The sequence below is a fragment of the Geomonas subterranea genome (assembly GCF_019063845.1).
In the GTDB taxonomy this organism is placed as follows: Bacteria; Desulfobacterota; Desulfuromonadia; order Geobacterales; family Geobacteraceae; genus Geomonas; species Geomonas subterranea.
In genome coordinates this window covers 4,445,304-4,461,761 of record NZ_CP077683.1, presented here as the reverse complement: position 1 = coordinate 4,461,761, position 16,458 = coordinate 4,445,304, and the positions used below count along the sequence as shown (strand labels likewise).

10 protein-coding genes are annotated in these 16,458 nt (G+C 65.2%); all 10 read right to left on the bottom strand.

Annotation, left to right across the window (positions count from 1 at the left end):
* Positions 1-115: 115 nt before the first annotated feature.
* Positions 116-1,276, bottom strand: coding sequence for an ABC transporter permease (locus KP001_RS19445; RefSeq protein WP_217287176.1), 1,161 nt, complete (start codon positions 1,274-1,276; stop codon positions 116-118).
* 1 nt (position 1,277) lies between these two features.
* Positions 1,278-2,429, bottom strand: coding sequence for an ABC transporter permease (locus KP001_RS19440; RefSeq protein ID WP_239027993.1), 1,152 nt, complete (start codon positions 2,427-2,429; stop codon positions 1,278-1,280).
* A gap of 73 nt (positions 2,430-2,502) precedes the next feature.
* Complete coding sequence (locus KP001_RS19435; RefSeq protein WP_217287175.1) at positions 2,503-2,970, bottom strand: hypothetical protein; 468 nt, start codon at positions 2,968-2,970, stop codon at positions 2,503-2,505.
* Entirely contained in the window at positions 2,971-4,311 is a 1,341-nt protein-coding gene (locus tag KP001_RS19430) for a B12-binding domain-containing radical SAM protein (RefSeq protein ID WP_217287174.1), read from the bottom strand.
* A 233-nt stretch (positions 4,312-4,544) separates the two neighbouring features.
* Complete coding sequence (locus KP001_RS19425; RefSeq protein ID WP_217287173.1) at positions 4,545-5,852, bottom strand: B12-binding domain-containing radical SAM protein; 1,308 nt, start codon at positions 5,850-5,852, stop codon at positions 4,545-4,547.
* A gap of 134 nt (positions 5,853-5,986) precedes the next feature.
* Entirely contained in the window at positions 5,987-7,333 is a 1,347-nt protein-coding gene (locus KP001_RS19420) for a cytochrome c biogenesis ResB family protein (protein WP_217287172.1), read from the bottom strand.
* Between the two features lie 6 nt (positions 7,334-7,339).
* Complete coding sequence (gene ccsA, locus KP001_RS19415) at positions 7,340-8,191, bottom strand: cytochrome c biogenesis protein CcsA (RefSeq protein WP_217287171.1); 852 nt, start codon at positions 8,189-8,191, stop codon at positions 7,340-7,342.
* Between the two features lie 102 nt (positions 8,192-8,293).
* A complete protein-coding gene (locus tag KP001_RS19410; protein WP_217287170.1) occupies positions 8,294-9,193 on the bottom strand; it encodes a hypothetical protein in 900 nt (299 codons plus the stop codon).
* Complete coding sequence (locus KP001_RS19405) at positions 9,186-9,692, bottom strand: hypothetical protein (protein ID WP_239027833.1); 507 nt, start codon at positions 9,690-9,692, stop codon at positions 9,186-9,188. The genes KP001_RS19410 and KP001_RS19405 overlap by 8 nt, the downstream gene beginning before the upstream one ends.
* A gap of 223 nt (positions 9,693-9,915) precedes the next feature.
* Positions 9,916-16,431, bottom strand: coding sequence for an Ig-like domain-containing protein (locus KP001_RS19400; RefSeq protein ID WP_239027832.1), 6,516 nt, complete (start codon positions 16,429-16,431; stop codon positions 9,916-9,918).
* Between the last annotated feature and the right edge of the window lie 27 nt (positions 16,432-16,458).

Genomic DNA, 16,458 nt, shown 5'->3' with positions numbered 1-16,458 from the left:
CCTTCTCAAGGTCTCCATCCGTCCTGGCAGCAGCCACGGGCGAATGATTATTCGCCCCTACGATGCCACAGTCCACTGTAGGGGCGAATAATCATTCGCCCGCCTTTCCCCGGCATCATTCGCCGCGCAGGCTCTCCACCGGATCGAGCCGGAATACGGAGAGGAGCGGGCCGACGCTCCCGGCCAGCGCCAAAAGCAGGCTCACCCCCAGCGCGACCGGGAAAAACTCGGGGCGGGGTGCCGCATCAGCCGCGAATACCGAGCGGGCCACGAACTGGGCGATCAGGCTGCCCAACAGGAACCCGCCGACGCCGGCGCCCAGCCCCAAAAGCAGCGCCTCCGCGCTGAAGATCTTCAAAAGGTCCCAGCGTGAGCCTCCCATCGCCTTCATCAGGCCGATTTCCTTGCCGCGTTCCAGCACCGTGGTCCCCATGGTCCCCGCGACGCTGCTCCCGGCGGTCACCAGCACCACGGCGGTGACCAGCAACATCAACAACTGCACTTTGCCCAGCAGTTCCTCGCTGGTCCGCCCCACCTGGCGCAGCTCTTTAACCGCCGCGCCGGGAAGGAACCGCTGCAGCAAGGCCGCCTGCTCCTTCAGGTTCCCCTTGCCGGGATCGACCAGCAGCCGCACCTGGCTCACCTGTCCCGGGCGTCCCATCTGGTGCTGCAGTTCCTTCAGGTCGAGGAAGAGCGTACCGTCCTCTTCACCGCCGGTAGTCACGACGCCGGCGACCCGCACCTGCAGCGTCCCCTTCCCCCCGGCGAAGTCGAAAAGATCACCGGTATGGATGTGGTAGCGCGGGGTTAGGTCGCTTCCTGCGAGCACTTCACCCTGCCTGGGCCAGTTCCCGGCAATCTGCCACCATGGCGAGAGCCGGCGGACCTGGGCGAAATCCACCCCTTCGCACGGGATCTCCACACCCTTCAGGGTGAGCGTCCCCTTGAGGTGGAAAGAATAATCCCCCTTCACTCCGCTCTGCGCCAGGGCTGCAAGGACCTGGTCCTGGTTCAAATATGCGGGTTCCCCGATGGCGCCGAAGCGCAAGCCGCCGCTCCCCACCTCGACCCGCTCGCTTTCCGGCATGATGACGAGGTTGGCGCCGTACTTCCTGGTTTCCTCGGCCACCCGCGCCCGCATCGAAGCGGAGACGATCCCCAGGGCGGTGGCGAGGCTGGAGGCCAGGGTGAGCACCGCCAGGAGCAGCAGCGTGCGCCCCCTGCGGTGGTTCAGGGCCCGGAACACGATATGGGCAAGCCAGCGGCGCCTGGTCATATTACCCCTTCAGCACCCGCACCGGCTCTATGGCGAGCGCCCTTTTCAGCGGCGCCGCGCTCCCGGCCAGGGCCACCACGAGGGCGGCGCCGATGGCGGTGGGGAAGAGCCACAGCGGCGAGGTGACGGTGGAATCGAAGACGGTGCGGCTGATCACGACCGCGAGCCGGTCCCCGGCGAGATACCCGGCGAGCCCGCCCAGCAGGGCGATGATGAGGGTCTCGCCCAAAAAGATCGCGGCGATCTGGAACCGGTCCGCCCCCATGGTCTTCATCAGGGCGATCTCGGGGCTTCTCTTGGCCATGGACGCCATCAGGCTCGAGGAGACTGCGCAGGCGGCGGAAAAGAGCGCCAGCAGGGTCAAAAGGAGCATGAGACTTTCCAGCTTCTTGAGGAGCGCTCCCTCGGCGCTGGCGATCTGCCAGATCGGCTTGGCGCGGCTCCCCCCCATCACCTCCTCCACCCCCTTGGCCACCGAGGTGACGTAGGCGGTGCAGTACCACTTCTCGTACTCCTCGCGTGTCATCCGGGAGGGGTCCTTGCGGCCGAAGTCATCCATGGGGACGGTAAGGGCGCTCACCAACACGCGCGAGAGCTGCCCCGGCTTGTTCAAGAGAGCCTGCACCTCGGCCAGCGGCGCGAAGAGCTGTTCCTCCTCGAAGCCACCTGTCGAGGCGACCCCGACGATCCGGAAGGTGCGATTTTTGCCGGCGGCCGCCGCCGCGATGTCGCTTCCCGGCGCGAGCTTGAGCCGTTTGGCAAGGGCCGCGCCGATCACCGCCTCGTCCGGGGTCTCCGGCCAGCGCCCTTCGAGTTCCCACCAGGGTGCGGTCACCTTGACCCCCTGGATCGAGTCGGGCTCTCCCGGCACCTGCAGCGGCCTGCCGAACCAGGTCCCCGCCAGCACGCCGCGCTGCCGTCCCGCGGCCGAAGAGAAATCGACCTGCCCGAAGAGATACGGGGCGAAGCCGACGATGTTGTGTTTCCAGAAGATGGTCTTGATCTTGGGGAGGTCGTCCGACTTGAGCGCCCCCGCCTCCCCCGCCGCCGGCTCCAGCACGATGTTGGCGCCGTAGCTTCTTAGCTCCAGCGCCATCTTGTGCGACAGTTCCCCGGAGATGCCGAGAAAGGCCGTGGCGACGGCCGAGCCCATGGACAAAAGACAAAAGGAGCACCAGGAGCTTCGGGCTTCGGGCGTTTCAGGAAGGAGCTTTTCAGGATGCGGATCAGCATCCGCACCCGTCCCGGTCGAGCGCTGCGCGCAGCTCCGGCGGGAGGCTGCCGGTGAGCCGCGTCACCTTCGCCTTCAGCTTTCTCCAGGCCATGACGCCCCAGACCACCAGGACCACCATGAGCACGTGCTTCACCATCAGCGCCGGCACCTGCTGCTTGTCGGCGAAGTGGTTCCACTCGAAGCTCACGTAAAAGATGGTGCGGGGCACGCCGCCTGCGATGATCCACCAGAAGGCGAAGCGGAAGAAGCGCACCATGATCCGGTGCGTCTTGAGGAAGAAGAGCGCCGCCTCGGGAGTCGCGAGCGCCGCCTCAACCCGGTGCACCGCGTACAGGCAGAAGGCGGAGGCCGCCAGCATGGCCGTGGCGACGTCGTGGAAGTAGTTGTTCATCATCACGGCGACCCCGAGCCAGGGGGACTGCTGCAGGAGCGAGGTCAGGTACTGGTTCATTTCATTCATTTACAGGACTCCCTTCGCCTTCAGTTCTTCCCGTTCGCGGGCGAACTGCTTGAAGGCCCTCCCCTGCGGGTACTGGATCATCCAGGAGGTGATGTGCGACATGGGGAAGCCTCGCCACCCCACCTGCGGGATGCGCGACAGGATGCGCGGGATGGTGAACAGCTCGGCGCGCAGCTTGACGATGGCGTCCTCGCGGAACTCCACGCTCATGGCCGGATCGTCGTGGGAAAAGACCGCGTGGTTGCCGTCGAAGGAGTCCCAGTCGTGCCCCGGGATCAGGTACGGTTCGTAGATCTTGTACAGTTCCGTCCCCGGGAAGGGAGTGGTCATCACCGGGTGCGCCGACACCTTCAACTCGTCGCAGAGCTTCAGGATCCCCTCGTAGTCCCCGGGGCGGTCCTGGCGCCCGCCGATCATCATGAAGAGCATGACCTCGATGCCGGCATCGCGGATCTTCTTGATGGCGTCGCGGCGCTGCCGCCCCTGCTTGTTGGTCGCCTTATACTCCTCCAGGCTGCCGATGTTGTTCGACTCCCACCCGACCAGGACGGCGGTGAGCCCGGCGCTGCGAGCATTCTTCAGAAGTTCCGCGGAGCGGGGATGGTCCACCGAGACCAGGTCGCCGGAACCGAACCACGATTTCCCCCGCAGGTTCTTGCCCATCTCGCGGTAGAGCTCGATGGTGTAGTTCATGTTGACGCCCCAGACATTGTCGTCGATGCCCCAGAAAAGCCGCCTCTTGCTGGCCGCGATCTCGGTGACCACCTCGTCGATGGGGCGCACGCGCACCTTGCCGCCGAAGAACTCGTGCACCGAGCAGAAGGTGCAGCGGTGCGGGCAGCCGCGCGAGGTCTGGAAGTAGCCGTAGACGTAGTTGGTGTTCCAGAGGTTGGTCACCGGGTGCGGCAGCCCCTTCAGTTCCGGGAAGCCCCCCTGGTAGACCGGTTTCATGCGGCGTTTTTCGGCGTCATCCAGAAGTCCGCGCCAGATCTCCTCCGCTTCACCCAGCACGATGGCGTCCGCGTGCCGCGCCGCCTCGTCCGGGAGCGCGGTGACGTGGATGCCACCCAGGAGGACCTGTTTCCCCTGGCTGCGCAGCCGGTCCGACACCCGGTACACCCAAGGCGCCTGCGGCGTGAGCACCGTGAAGCCGATCAGGTCCGCATCGAGCTGGTCCGGGTCGAACACCTCCTTGTTGGCGTCGATGAGCCGCACCTCGACGTCCGGGCGGACCTGGAGCGTCAGCCCGGCCAGGTACTCCAGCACGGGGGGGGCGATGGGGAGCCCCTTCGATTTTTGCCCCTTTTCGCCGAACGGGGGGGAGATTAGAATGAGTTTCATGAGTGGTGCGTCCTGTAGCTATGAGCGGTTGCGGCCGCGGATTTCTCTGACTCGGCGAATATCTCAAATGCTGCGCGTTATTGCAACGGTCCCTTGCGCTTTCATGTGCGATTCATGAAGGCGGGCCGCAAAGGCGGGCGAATGATTATTCGCCCCTACAGTCACCGTGAACACGCCCCCTCGCCCTCCGGGAGAGGGTCGGGGTGAGGGGATGGTCGGGTGGTGCTGCGGAACTAGCCTTTGCGCTCCACGTACTCCCGGAACGCCTTCCGTAGCGCCGCCTGCACGATGCCAGAGGCGATGTGGGCGCTGGGGAACCCCTTCAGGGGGAGCGCCCTCAGCCTGGCGAGAATGCGGGGCCACGTGAAGGAGTCGACCCAGAGCTGCTTCAGGGCCTCCTCGTGCCCGAGGTTGTCCCCCCCGTTCTGGGTCAGGATGGAGTGCATGCCGTCGTAGTAATCCCACTCCCCGAAGTGGAGGGTGTCCTGCCTCAGTTCCTCGTACATGGCCGTACCGGGATAGGGAACCACCATGACGGGGTGCGGCGTGATCGCGAGCCGGTCGCACAACTCCAACACCCGCTGGTACTCGTCCAGGGACTCGTTCCTGGAGCCGAGCATGATGAAGAGCACCACGTCGATGCCGTTGTCCCGGATCTTCTTCAGTGCGTCCTGGCGCTCGTCGAGCATCTTGGCAGTGGCGCCGTACTCGCGGAGGGTCGCCTCGGAGAAGCTCTCCCATCCGATCCAGACCTGCATCAGCCCCGAGCGCCGCGCCCAGTTGAGCATCTCCTCCCCCATCTGGTGCTGAACGGAGGCGATGCTGGTCTCCCCTACCCAGCGGATGCCCGGTAGCGACGTGGACATCTCGCGGAACAGCTCGGTGTAGCGCGGCACGTTCGGTCCCCAGCTGTCGGCGTCGGTGCAGAACCACATCTTGTGGTTGCAGCTGCCGAGGTCCTTAATCACCTCGGGGATGGGGCGGTAGCGCACGTGGCTGCCGTGCAGCTCCGGCGTCGCGCAGAACTTGCAATCGTAGGGGCACCCCCGGGAGGTGAAGAAGGAACGGAACACGTATCCGGGAGCCAGGTCGCGCCGCGGGAAGGGGGCGCCGTCCACCGGGAGGAGTTGACCGTGGTAGAAGGGCTGCAACTCGCCGCGCTGAACGTCGTCCAGAACCGTTGCCAGCACGCTCTCCGCCTCCCCCACCACCACGCTGTCCGCGTGCTGTTTGGCCTCGTCCGGCAGCACCGACGGGTGAGGCCCGCCGAGCATCACCTTGACGCCGCGCGCCCGCAGGCGGTCGGCGGTCCGGTAGGCCCAGGAGGACTGATGGGTCAGGATGCTGATGCCGACGATGTCCGCCGAGAGGTCGTCCACGGAGAAGCGCTCGACGTTGGCGTTGATGAGACGGATTTCGGCATCGGGACGGATGCTGGAGGTGAGGCCGGCAAGATACTCCAGGACCGGCGGCATGAGAGGCATGCTCCTGACCTGCTCGCCCGCGTGCCCCAGGGGGGGAAAGATGTAGATGATCTTCATGGTCTGCTATGGTTCCCCTCCCCCTCCCTTGACGGGAGGGGGTCGGGGGTGGGTGAAGCTGGCATCACCTCGACGGTGGCACCTTCCCCCACCCCCTAGCCCCCTCCCGCAAGTGGAGGGGGAACGAAAAAGCGCTACTCAGTGCGCCGAGTCAGTGCCGCCACCGCCCGGTCGAACTCGTCTTTGGCGAGCGCCTGGTAGAAATCACCCCGCGCAGTAAGCTCGAGAACCTTGCCGCCTTCGATATCCCGCACCACGCCGGTGATTTCCCGGCGGTAGTAGACCAGGCGCCAGACGAGGGCGATGAGCGCCAGCACGAAACCGGCATAGATGAACTCACGGCCGTACTCCTTGGTGACCAAAAGCCGCACCCAGAAGTTCTGCTCCTTGAAGCCCAGGCGCAGACCGTTGTCGAGCAGCACCGCCTCGCCCGGGTGCACCGTCCCCGATGCGACCGGGACCCCTTCCCTGGCGACCTCCAGGTGGAAAGCCGGGTTCTTGAACTCATCGCTGCGGCTGGAGTCCTTCCCGTCGACCACCACGTGGTCCGGGTAGTACAAGGCTGCGACTTCGTAGCCGCGCATCTTGAAGTGGTCCCGTTTTCCCTTGAGTACGTCCAGCTTGACGTAGGCACCGTCGATCTCGCGCCCGGATGCGTCCTGCAGCACGAAAAGCGGAGAGATGCCGAGGTCGTTGAAGAGGACCGAGGTGTAGCCGGTCTTGTAGGGCTCGTTGATGTCGACCTGGTGCGTCGCGCCGGCCTCGTCCCTGAGCACGATCTTGATGCCGGTGGCCACCCCCTGCGACACCTCCGGGCGCACCGACTCGACCAGGAACTTGACCTCGGGCGCCCCTCCTCCGGACCTGGGGAGCTTCGGGGACGCATTGTAGCGGGGCAACTCCCCCAGGAAGGGCTCGTGCTCGGCGACGTCCACAAAGCCGGTAAAGCGGCTGTAGAAAAGCACCAGCGCGCCGACGAGCAGCAGGAAAAAACTCAGGTGGAAAACGAGCGTCGCCAGCGGGGAGCGGCGGTTCTTGATCGCGAAGAAACGCCCGGCGTTGCCATGCACCTGGTATCCCTGGGCGGCAAGCGCGGCGGGAACGCCCTCAAGCTCAACGTCGGACAGCTCCAGGCTGTAGCTGAAGGGGGCTTTGCCGTGACGCTCCAGCGCCTTTTCGGGATCCACGTTCACCTTGGCGAGCACCAGCGGTATGCGCTGCTTCATCACCAGCAACAGGTTCAGGAAGAAAAAGCCCCAGAGCACCAGGGTGACTGGCGCGGTGAAAATTGCGGTCAGGTCGAGCGCGCGGTCGATCTGCGCCAGAACCGGTGAGGCCTGCTGCCACTTCTGGTAGGCCACCTTGCCGACGAGCGAGCGCTGCGGCAGGAAAAAGCCGATGGAGAGGACGCCTATCAGCGCGACGAGCAGCCAGATGGTGCAGCGCAGCGAGCCTAGATATTTGAGCGTGCTTTTAAACATGGCGGCTCAGGACATCTTGAAGACGTGCACCGAGCTCTTCATCAGGATGGAGACGCCGAAGAAGTTGATGATGACGGTGAGCAGCGCTCCGATCATGAGCCAGGAGAAGCGGGTACCGCGCCACCCCATGGTGACCCGGAGGTGGATGGCGGCGCCGTACATGAGCCAGGAGATGAGCGACCAGGTTTCCACCGGGTCCCAGCTCCAGTAGGCGCCCCAGAGGTCCTTGGCCCAAATGGAGCCGGCGGCGATCATGATGGCGTTGGTGATGAAGCCAAAGACCAGGTACTTGAACATCAGGTCGTCGAGCCGCTCCGGCGGGAGATCGGCAAAGCGCTCGGGGACTGGCTCCGCGGGTGCCTGTCCCCTTTGCTTCGCGGCGCGCTCCTTCAGGAGGTAGATCACCCCGGCCGCCATGGCGAGGGCGTAGGCGCCGAAGGAGAGCCAGGCGAAGAAGACGTGGATGGCGAGCCAGAAGGACTTCAAGGTGGCCGCCATGGGGGCGAGGGTCGGGTTGCGCATCACGCCGTACCCCATGATCAGCATCGTGGTGGGGACGGTGGCCACCGCGAAGACCCGCAGCGACTTTTGACGCCAGGCGACGAAGAGGGTTGAGGCGATGATGAACCATCCCCCCATCAGGCCGTTCTCGTAGTCCGTGCTCCAGGGGAAGTGTCCCTGCGCGAAGTAACGGGCGGCCACGGCGCCGGTATGGACCAGGAGGCCGGTTCCGATCAGGACCAGCAGCTTGGGCACCACCTTCTCGTTCCGGAAGACGAGGGCGTAGATGTACCCCCCCGCGGACAGGGCGTAGATCACCAGGGAGAGCCAGAAACATATTGCTTCGTAGTAGGCCAAGCGATCACCTCACGTAAAAACATGACTCACAGGGATAAAAGGGATAAAGGGGATGGAAACCAAAGCGCTTTGTTTTTATCCCTTGTATCCCCTTTATCCCTTTTAAATAGCTTTTCGTCTCACCACTGCCAGCACGGCTACCACAGCGAACAGCACGGCAGCAGCCTGCAGCGCCGCCAGTCCGCGCCGGGTGCGGATCTCCAGGAGGGCGAACTTGCGCTGGTCGTTGATGCTGACCTCCATCCCCTGCACGGCTACCTTCTGACCCAAGCGGGCGCTCCCCTCGAAGAGGCTCAGCTTGCCGCGCCTTACCTCCAGGTGGAAAAGGTCCTTCTCCTCCCCCCTGGGCTGATCCCGGCGCAATAGGAACTGGTAAGGAAGCGTGTCGAACTCGAACACCTGCTCCCCCTGGCTCAGGTCGACCTTCACGTAGGAACGCTCAAGTTCCCCCTTCTCCTTGCTGCTCACCACGATGAGCGGCGCCAGCGCCGCCCCTCTAAAGCGGATCTCGCTGGAGCCGAGACTGCGCCAGTTGGTGTCTATCTCGGTCCCGATACCCTTCTGCACGATCACGGCCCGCCCCTTCTTCCCGTCAGGCTCGACACGGGTCAGGGTGAAGGGAGCCTGGGGGAAGGGAGCCAGCCCACCTTTGTGGCCGGAACTGAACGACGTGGGGTAGGGTTCGTAGCTCTCCCCCTCGGCGAGGCTCAACGCACCTTCAAACTGGAACAGATAGGCGTAGGTGGTGGCCAGAAGCAGCAGGAGCGCCGACAGGCAGAGGCAAAGCTGCGTGCGGGACCGGTTCAGCAGCGCAGTCACCAGAGTGCCCAGCAGCCCCAGCGCGAGGAGCAGTCCCCAAAAACGGACCACGGTCAGGTCGAGCAGTTGCCAGCCCGGTTTCACGGCACCGGCAAGAGTCAGCACCAGGGACCACACCAGCAGGGACAGGGCGAAACCAAGGGTAACCAGGGGAATGATGTTTTTGCTCTGCAGGCTAGACACCCTTTTTCACCCCGTTATCTGACTCCCGTACCGGCTCGCATTTTTGCACCAGCCACTTCCCTCCCTGCTGCAGCAAACGGTAGCGCAGAAGCGACCCGGTGCCGTGCACCTGCCCGACGTCCTTGTAGCTTTTGCCGTCCTTGTACTGGTAGTTCCACTCTTCCTTCACGAGCACCGTGGCGCTCAACGGCCCGTCCTGCTGAACGCGGCGGACCTCCAGGGAGGCGATGTCGTAGACGAGCACCTGCCCGCCGACCCAGAGTGCGCCGGCATCCGTGACCAGGTGGTGGCGCATGCCGACGGTAGCGGGCACGGCGCCTATGCCGCGCTTGTTCCCCTGCGAGGCATAGATGTCCATGAAACGGTTGTTGAATTCGGTGACCGCCGCCTTGATCCTCTCGCTCTCGTCCAGGGCAGGAACGACTTTACCGAGGATGTAACGGAAGTAAGCACCATCGCCGGAGGCGAAAGCCACCAGGGGAAAAAGGGCTAGCGGCACCAGGAGAGCCAGCAGGTATGTCTTGTTAGATCCCTTGAACAGGAGGTCCTCCGGCAGATTGAACTAAGGGGCGAGCAGTGGCCATTAAAGATACCGTAGCAGCAACAAAAAGATCAAGTTTGTATTCCAGCAGGGCAAAGAAAAACAGTGCAGGGTCTGCGCACGGCGTAATGCCGGTCGCGGTCCCTGCACTGTCTTGGGTGCGGCTTATGCTGCTGCTGTTTTACTGCAGCGGTCTTGCGTAGTTCGGGGTGCCCATCCTGCCGGTGCCCGCGGAGCCGTCGTGCTTGTTGCAGGCACCGCCCCAGGTCGAGGAGGCGGTGTAGCAGGTCGGCGCCGTGGTGGTGGACCAGTTGGCGTCCGAGATGTTGAGGCCGAGCTCGGCGCCGTAGATGAAGCGGTAGCTCTTGGTGGCACCCTGGGTGAGGGTGGTTATGGATCGGTTGTTACCGTGGATGCCACCGATGTTGTTGACCCCGCCGCCCATGTGGCAGTTGAAGCAGACGATGCCATGGTCGTTGTAGGTGCCTGCCCCCCAAGGGACGTTGTCGAAGCTGCTGTGCTCGATGCGGGCCTTGCCGGTCACCGTGACGTTCGCGTAGTTGTAGACGGTGCTCAGGTGGCAGCGGTAGCAGACGAAGGTGGCGGTACCGTCGTTGGTGTTGGTGGCCGCCGCGTCGGCGCCGTTTTTGTCCTGCAGCATCCGTGTGGCGTTCCTCGCGCCGTGGGCGTTGCTCTCGTTAAGGTGGCAGTCCGAGCAGTGCAGGCCCGTATCCCACGTCATGGCTACGCCGTCCTTCGAGGTGCCGGTCCAGCCGCCGCGGGTGGCGTAGGTGGATGCGTAGGTCGCGGTGTAGCGCTTGGTGTAGATGTTCAGGTTGTGATGGCTGGCGTAGGCGCTGCCAACGGCGTTGCCGGAGTTGAACTGCGACTTGACGTTCAATGGCGTGCCGCCGTCCAGCGGGTTGAACGGGGTCAGCTTTCTTGCCAGCGCGGTGCCGGTGGTGATGGCGGTACCGGCCGTATCGACGGTGATGGTGGCGGCGCCGTCGGAGTCGTGGCAGTTGACGCAGAAGCGGTCCATGTTGTCGCGGTCGGCGGAGGTGATGGTGGTGCCGCCGTTGCGGCGTCCCGGCCAGGACCAGTAGTTGGCGCCGGCGGTGCCGGGGTTGCCCTGGCTGTCGACGTTTCTCAGCAGGATCGGGGCGCCGCTGGTGCCGTGGAGGCTCACCTGCTTCACCGAAGTCTCGGTGGAGGTGGTGTCGCCCTCGGCATGGCAGACGATGCAGTCCACGTTCTTGACGGTGGTGTTCTTGATGTGCCTGGACGGGCGTACGAAGTCGTCGCCGGTGGCGCCGAGCGTCGCACCGACGATCTGCTGACGCACGCCGCGCGGGGCGTTGTGGCAGCCAAGGCAGCTACCGCCCATCCCTTTGAAGCCTGCGGCGTGGGAGTGGCACTGGGTGCAGTTGACCGTACCGTTATGGCCGGTTGCGGTGTTGTTGTACTTGTGGAACGAAGTCTGGCTGTGGCAGACCTCGCAGATGCGGTTCGAAGTGGCATGGACAGTGTCGCTGCCAAGGTCGGTGGCCGGGTTGGTCAGCGCAACGGAGACCGAGGCCGTATTCGACGAACCCCAGTTGGTGCCGTCGCCGGTCGAGACGGAGGTGGCGACCCGCATGATGTTGGTGGTGCTCATGTTGTGGCAGGTGGTGCAGGAGAAGGCGCCGTACTTCTTGCCCGGCTCGCCCCAGCCGCCGTTCGCGCTCCACTTGGTGGAGCCGGTGTTGGTGCTGTTATGCAGCATGTTGTTGTTGGACCACGCCGTTCTGGCGGGGGTGTACGGCCCGACAGCCACCCCGGTCGCGGAGTAGTTGCCGTGCGAGTCCTTGGCGAAGATCTTGTAGTAGTAAACCGTACCGTTCGCCAAGGGGGTGTCCGTGAAGCTGGTCAGACTCCCCGAGTACGCAACCGTGCTGGAACCGATGAGATTGCCATCCAGATAGGTGGCACCTTCGACAGGGGTATCGGTGACGGCGCTGCCGGCGCGGCGCAGCACGACGATGCCGGCGAAGTCACTGTCGGTGGGGTTGGTCCAGTACAGCGAGTTGGAGGCGATCCCGGCAGCGCCGCCAGCGGCGGTGACATTGCCCGGGGAGAGGTTATCGATGGTGACGGTTGCCGACACAGAGTCGCTGTATGCCTTCGGGTTCGAGGACGTGATCGCGGTAACGGTGCCGGTGACGGCGTAGCTGGCGCCAGGAGGTACCGGCATGGCCGTCGGCGCCTTGGCGTCGATCACCAGGACGTACTGGGTCGGGGTCGTGGTCACCGTGATCGGGGTGGTCAGGGTGATGGCCACGGTATTGGACGCCGGGTTGGCGCTGCCGTAGATGGTGGTGCCGGTGTCGTCGGTGACTTTCAGTGTGGCGATGCCAGCCCAGGTCCCGTTGGCGAGCGTCACGGTGATGCCGGTAACCGTATCGGTACCCGCCTGCGTCGCGAGCGTGAAGGCGTCGAGGTCCATTTCGATGGTGCCCGGCGCGATGGTGATGTTGGTTTCACCGGTACCCTGGCCCACGGTGGTGGTGGCCGCGGCGGTGGTGAAGCTCCAGGTGGTGCTGTAGGCGGTGGTGTTGCCGGCCGCATCCTTCGCCTTCACGTGCCAGTAATAGGTGGTGCTGATGGCGAGGGTGGGTGCGAAGGTCGTCCCGGTCTGCCAGGCACTCTGCTGTACCCCGGTGGTGAAGCCGGAGTTGGTGGCGATCTCGAAGAAGTACTGCACCGCGCCACTGAGGTTGGCGTCGGTTGCGGCGGTCGCGGTGAGCGACGATGTCGTGGCAACGCCGGTGGCGGCGTTGGCCGGGGTCGAGTTGGCAAGTCCTGCCGGCGCCACGGTATCGACGTACACGCTTACGCTGGACGGAGTCGGGTCGGCGTTGGAGGCGTTATCCAGTGCCCGCGCCAGGACGGTGTGCGCAACGTAGTCCTCGGCCGGGAGGGTCCAGGAGTAGGACCAGCTGCCGGTCCCGGTGGCGGTGCTCCAGGAGGTGCCGTTGTTGGTTGACACCTGCACCGAGCCGAGGGCGTTGGTGCCGGCTGTGGCAGTACCGCTGATGGTCGCGGGCGAGGTGGAGAACACGGTGCCTGCCAACGGAGCGGAAAGAACCGTCTCAGGTGCAACCACACCGGTGGTGAAGCTCGAGGTGGTGGTGTAGGCGGTGGTGTTGCCGGCGGCGTCCTTCGCCTTCACGTGCCAGTAGTAGGTGGTGCCAGGGGCGAGGGTCGGCGTCCAGGATGTACCGGTCTGCCAAACGCTCTGCTGTACCCCGGTGGTGAAGCCGGAGTTGGTGGCGAGTTCAAAGAAGTACTGCACGGCGGCCGAGGTGTTGGCGTCGGTCGCGGCCGACGAGGTCAGCGCGGAGCCGATGGCCACACCGGTTGCCAGGTTGGCCGGAGTCGAGTTGGCGAGCCCTGCCGGAGCCACGTTGTCGACGCGGACGAGGACCTGGGCAGGCGTTGCATCGGCGTACCCCAAGGTATCAACGCCCTTGGCGAGGATGGTGTGGGCCACATAGTCCTCGCTGGCGGGTGCCCAGGAGAAGGACCAGGTGGCGGTGCCGGTGGCGGCGGCCCAAGTGGTGCCGTTGTTGGTGGAAACCTGGACCGAGGCAAGCGGGTTGCCGCCTGCGGCCGCGGTACCGGTGATGGAGTATCCGGCGGTGATCACCGCGTTTGCTGCGGGTGCGGTGATGACCGTCTCGGGAAGCGCGATGGTAGAGGGCGACGCGGAGATGGTAGCGCCGGCAGAAAGGTTGCCGACCTCGTCGAGCGCGCAGACCCTGTAGTAATAGGTGGTGCCGTTGGTGACGGCGGTGTCGAAGTAGCTGGTGCCGTTGCCGGTGTAGAGCGCGGTACCGGAACAGTCGGCGGGGGTAGACACGGCGGACTTGACCAGCTTGTAGCTGTTCACCGGGTCGAGGCCTGCGCCGGAGTCACTGGCGCCGGTCCACGTCACGTTGATGTAGCCGTCGCCGGAGTTGGCCGAGGCGGCGCCGTCGGTCGGGGCGACGGTGTCGATGCCGAAGTCGAGGCCGGTGGCCACGGTGAAGTCTGGGGTGCCGGTGAAGGCGGTCCAGGCGCTGGCCGCGGACTTGCTGTCCTTCGCTCTCACCCTCCAGTCGTAGGAGCCGTCGGCGATGCCGCCGCAGGTGGCTTTGGCGGTTGCGGGGCCGGTGACGTAGGGGCTCGCGCAGTCCGCGATGCCGTCGTTGTTCAGGTCGACCTCGAGGAGGACCGGGTCGGAGTTGCCGCCGTCCACGGTGGCGGCGATCACCACGACGTTGGTGCTGGCGGCGCCGCCGGTGGCGATGGCCGTGGTGCCGTCGGCCTGGTACTGCGCCAGAGCGGTCGGGGCGGCCGGGGTGGCGTTGGTGAGCGAAACGGTGAAGTCCGGATCGGTCCCGCCGAAGTCCACCCAGGCGCTGTTCAGGGTGCCGTCGCTGGTGCGGGCACGCCACTTGTAGGAGAGACCGTCGGAGAGACCGGAGCAGGTGGCGCTTGCCACGGAGCCGCTGGCCACCGAGATCGAGGAGCAGTTGGCCACGCCGGCAAAGGTGTTGCCGTTGGTGATCATCTCCACCTGGAGCGTGACGTTGTCGCTGTTGGCATCAGTTACTGTGGACTTAATGACCACGGAGGCGCTGGTAGCGGTCCCGGCCTGGGCGATGGCGGTAACGCCGTCGGCCTGGTACTGGGTCGCGGAAGGTGCATTCGGCGCGGTCGGCCCGATGGTGCTGAAGCTCCAGGTCGTGGTGTATGCCGAGATGTTGCCCGCGGCGTCCTTGGCCCTGACGTGCCAGTAATAGGTGGTGGCGCCGGCCAGTGTCGGAGCGAAGGTCTTGGTGGTCTGCCAGCCGCTCTGCTGCACGCCGGTGGTGAAGCCGCTGTCGGTGGCGAGCTCGAAGAAGTACTGTACGGCCGAGCTCGTGTTGGCGTCGGTTGCGGTCCCCGAGGTGAGCGTCGTCGCTAGTGCCTGGTTGGTGGCGAGGTTCACCGGGGCAGAGTTGGCGAGGCCTGCCGGGGCGACGTTGTCGACGATCACCGTTACCGAAGCCGGGGTGGTGTCCTCATTGGCTGCATTGTCAACGCCTTTGGCGAGGATGGTATGGGTAACGTAGTCTTCGCTCGGGAGGGTCCAGGAGTAGGACCAGGAAGCGGTGCCGGTGGCAGCGGTCCAGGTGGAGCCGTTGTTTGTGGAAACCTGAACCGAGCCGAGCGGGTTGGTGCCGGTGGTCGCGGTACCGGTGATGGCTACCGGGGTGGTGGTCAGCACGGTGGCGGCCAGCGGCGCGCTGATGGCAGTATCCGGACGCACGATCGGCGTGGCCGTCGTGTAGTTGAACGCGTAGGAGCTGCTCATGGCGTTGCCGTTCAGGTCGGCTACACCGGTACCTACCGTTACCATGTACGAGGTGGAACCCGCCTGGCCGGTCGGGGTGAAGACTGCCTGGGTGCCCGAGCAGCTGGTCTTGGCCCAGGTGACGGCGGGCGAGATGGTGACGCTGCTGGTGGTCACGGTCGCGCAGTTCACGGCCTCGCTGAAGTTCAGGGTGACGGTGTTGTCAGGGGTGATGCCGGTTGCGCCGGTTGTCGGGACCGTGCTGGTTACCGTCGGGCGCAGCGTGTCGACGAGGACCGTCACCGGGGATGCGTACACAGCAGAGACGTTGCCGGCCGCGTCCTTGGCCCAGGGGTAGAGGGTGTAGCTGCCGTCGGCCGCGACCGTGTAGCTGGTCGGCGCAGTGCCGGTCCAGGCGGCGTCGGTGGCAAGCGGAGCGGTCGCGCTCGTGGTAATCATGTAGCCGGTGACGCCGGTGTTGTCGGTCGCCGCGAAACCGGAGACCGGGATCGCCCACGCCGTCGCAGGCGTGGTGGCGGCGAAGCCCGCGGAAACCACCGGCTTGGTGGTGTCGGCGCCACCGGCAACGGTTACGGTGATGGCCTGCTCGACGTGGGCTTTGGAGGAGTCGTGACCGACGCCCATGACCACGATGGTGTAGGTTCCGTTGGCGGTCCCGGCCGGTACGGTGACGACGGCGTCAGTGCCCATGGTCTCGGCGGTGCCGTCGAGGTCGAGGCCGGCCGCGCCGGTATCGTAAGCGGCGTTCCTGGTCCCGGTATCCCATGCGGTGCCATTGTAGTTGATGGTGTAGCCGACCGGGCTGTTCGGGAACTCGCTGGCGGTGCTGTAGCTGCTGGCCGTGGCCCACCCGGCCGCGACGCCGTCGGCCGCATCCCAGACGCTGTTCCACCCCGGGATCGCCGGGGAGTTCACGGTACCCTTGGCAAGGCCCCAGCCGGTCGGGAGGTTGATCTCGACGCCTACGCCGACCTGGCCGCCCGCGACGTTGGTGACGTTGGTGACCTTCCAGTCGACCTCGAAGCTTCCGCCGGCGGGAACGGTCACCGAGGTGCCAACCGCGCCATTGATAGCCGTCGTGATGGTGGCGTTCGGGTCGGCGAGCACGTGGCAGCCCGAGCCGGAGCAGGAGCCGTACTTGGTCGGCCATGCGCTCGCGTCGTTAGGCATGAAATAAGTGGTGAGCCCGACACACACAACCAGCAGGGTCATCAAAAGCGTGCCGAGCAGGTTCATGCGGGTGCGGCCACTCATGTTGCGCAAAAGTGCAAATGCGGTTGCTGTTTCGGGAGTTGCCTGAGTTCTCGACTCTCTCATTGTTCTCCTCAGATCCTTCATCGAGCG

Excerpts from the sequence above, each read along its gene's own strand:
- KP001_RS19420 (WP_217287172.1), bottom strand. The coding sequence starts at position 7,333 with ATGTTTAAAAGCACGCTCAAATATCTAGGCTCGCTGCGCTGCACCATC.
- KP001_RS19430 (WP_217287174.1), bottom strand. The coding sequence starts at position 4,311 with ATGAAACTCATTCTAATCTCCCCCCCGTTCGGCGAAAAGGGGCAAAAA.
- KP001_RS19445 (WP_217287176.1), bottom strand. The coding sequence starts at position 1,276 with ATGACCAGGCGCCGCTGGCTTGCCCATATCGTGTTCCGGGCCCTGAAC.
- KP001_RS19440 (WP_239027993.1), bottom strand. The coding sequence starts at position 2,429 with ATGGGCTCGGCCGTCGCCACGGCCTTTCTCGGCATCTCCGGGGAACTG.
- KP001_RS19435 (WP_217287175.1), bottom strand. The coding sequence starts at position 2,970 with ATGAATGAAATGAACCAGTACCTGACCTCGCTCCTGCAGCAGTCCCCC.
- KP001_RS19400 (WP_239027832.1), bottom strand. The coding sequence starts at position 16,431 with ATGAGAGAGTCGAGAACTCAGGCAACTCCCGAAACAGCAACCGCATTT.
- KP001_RS19425 (WP_217287173.1), bottom strand. The coding sequence starts at position 5,852 with ATGAAGATCATCTACATCTTTCCCCCCCTGGGGCACGCGGGCGAGCAG.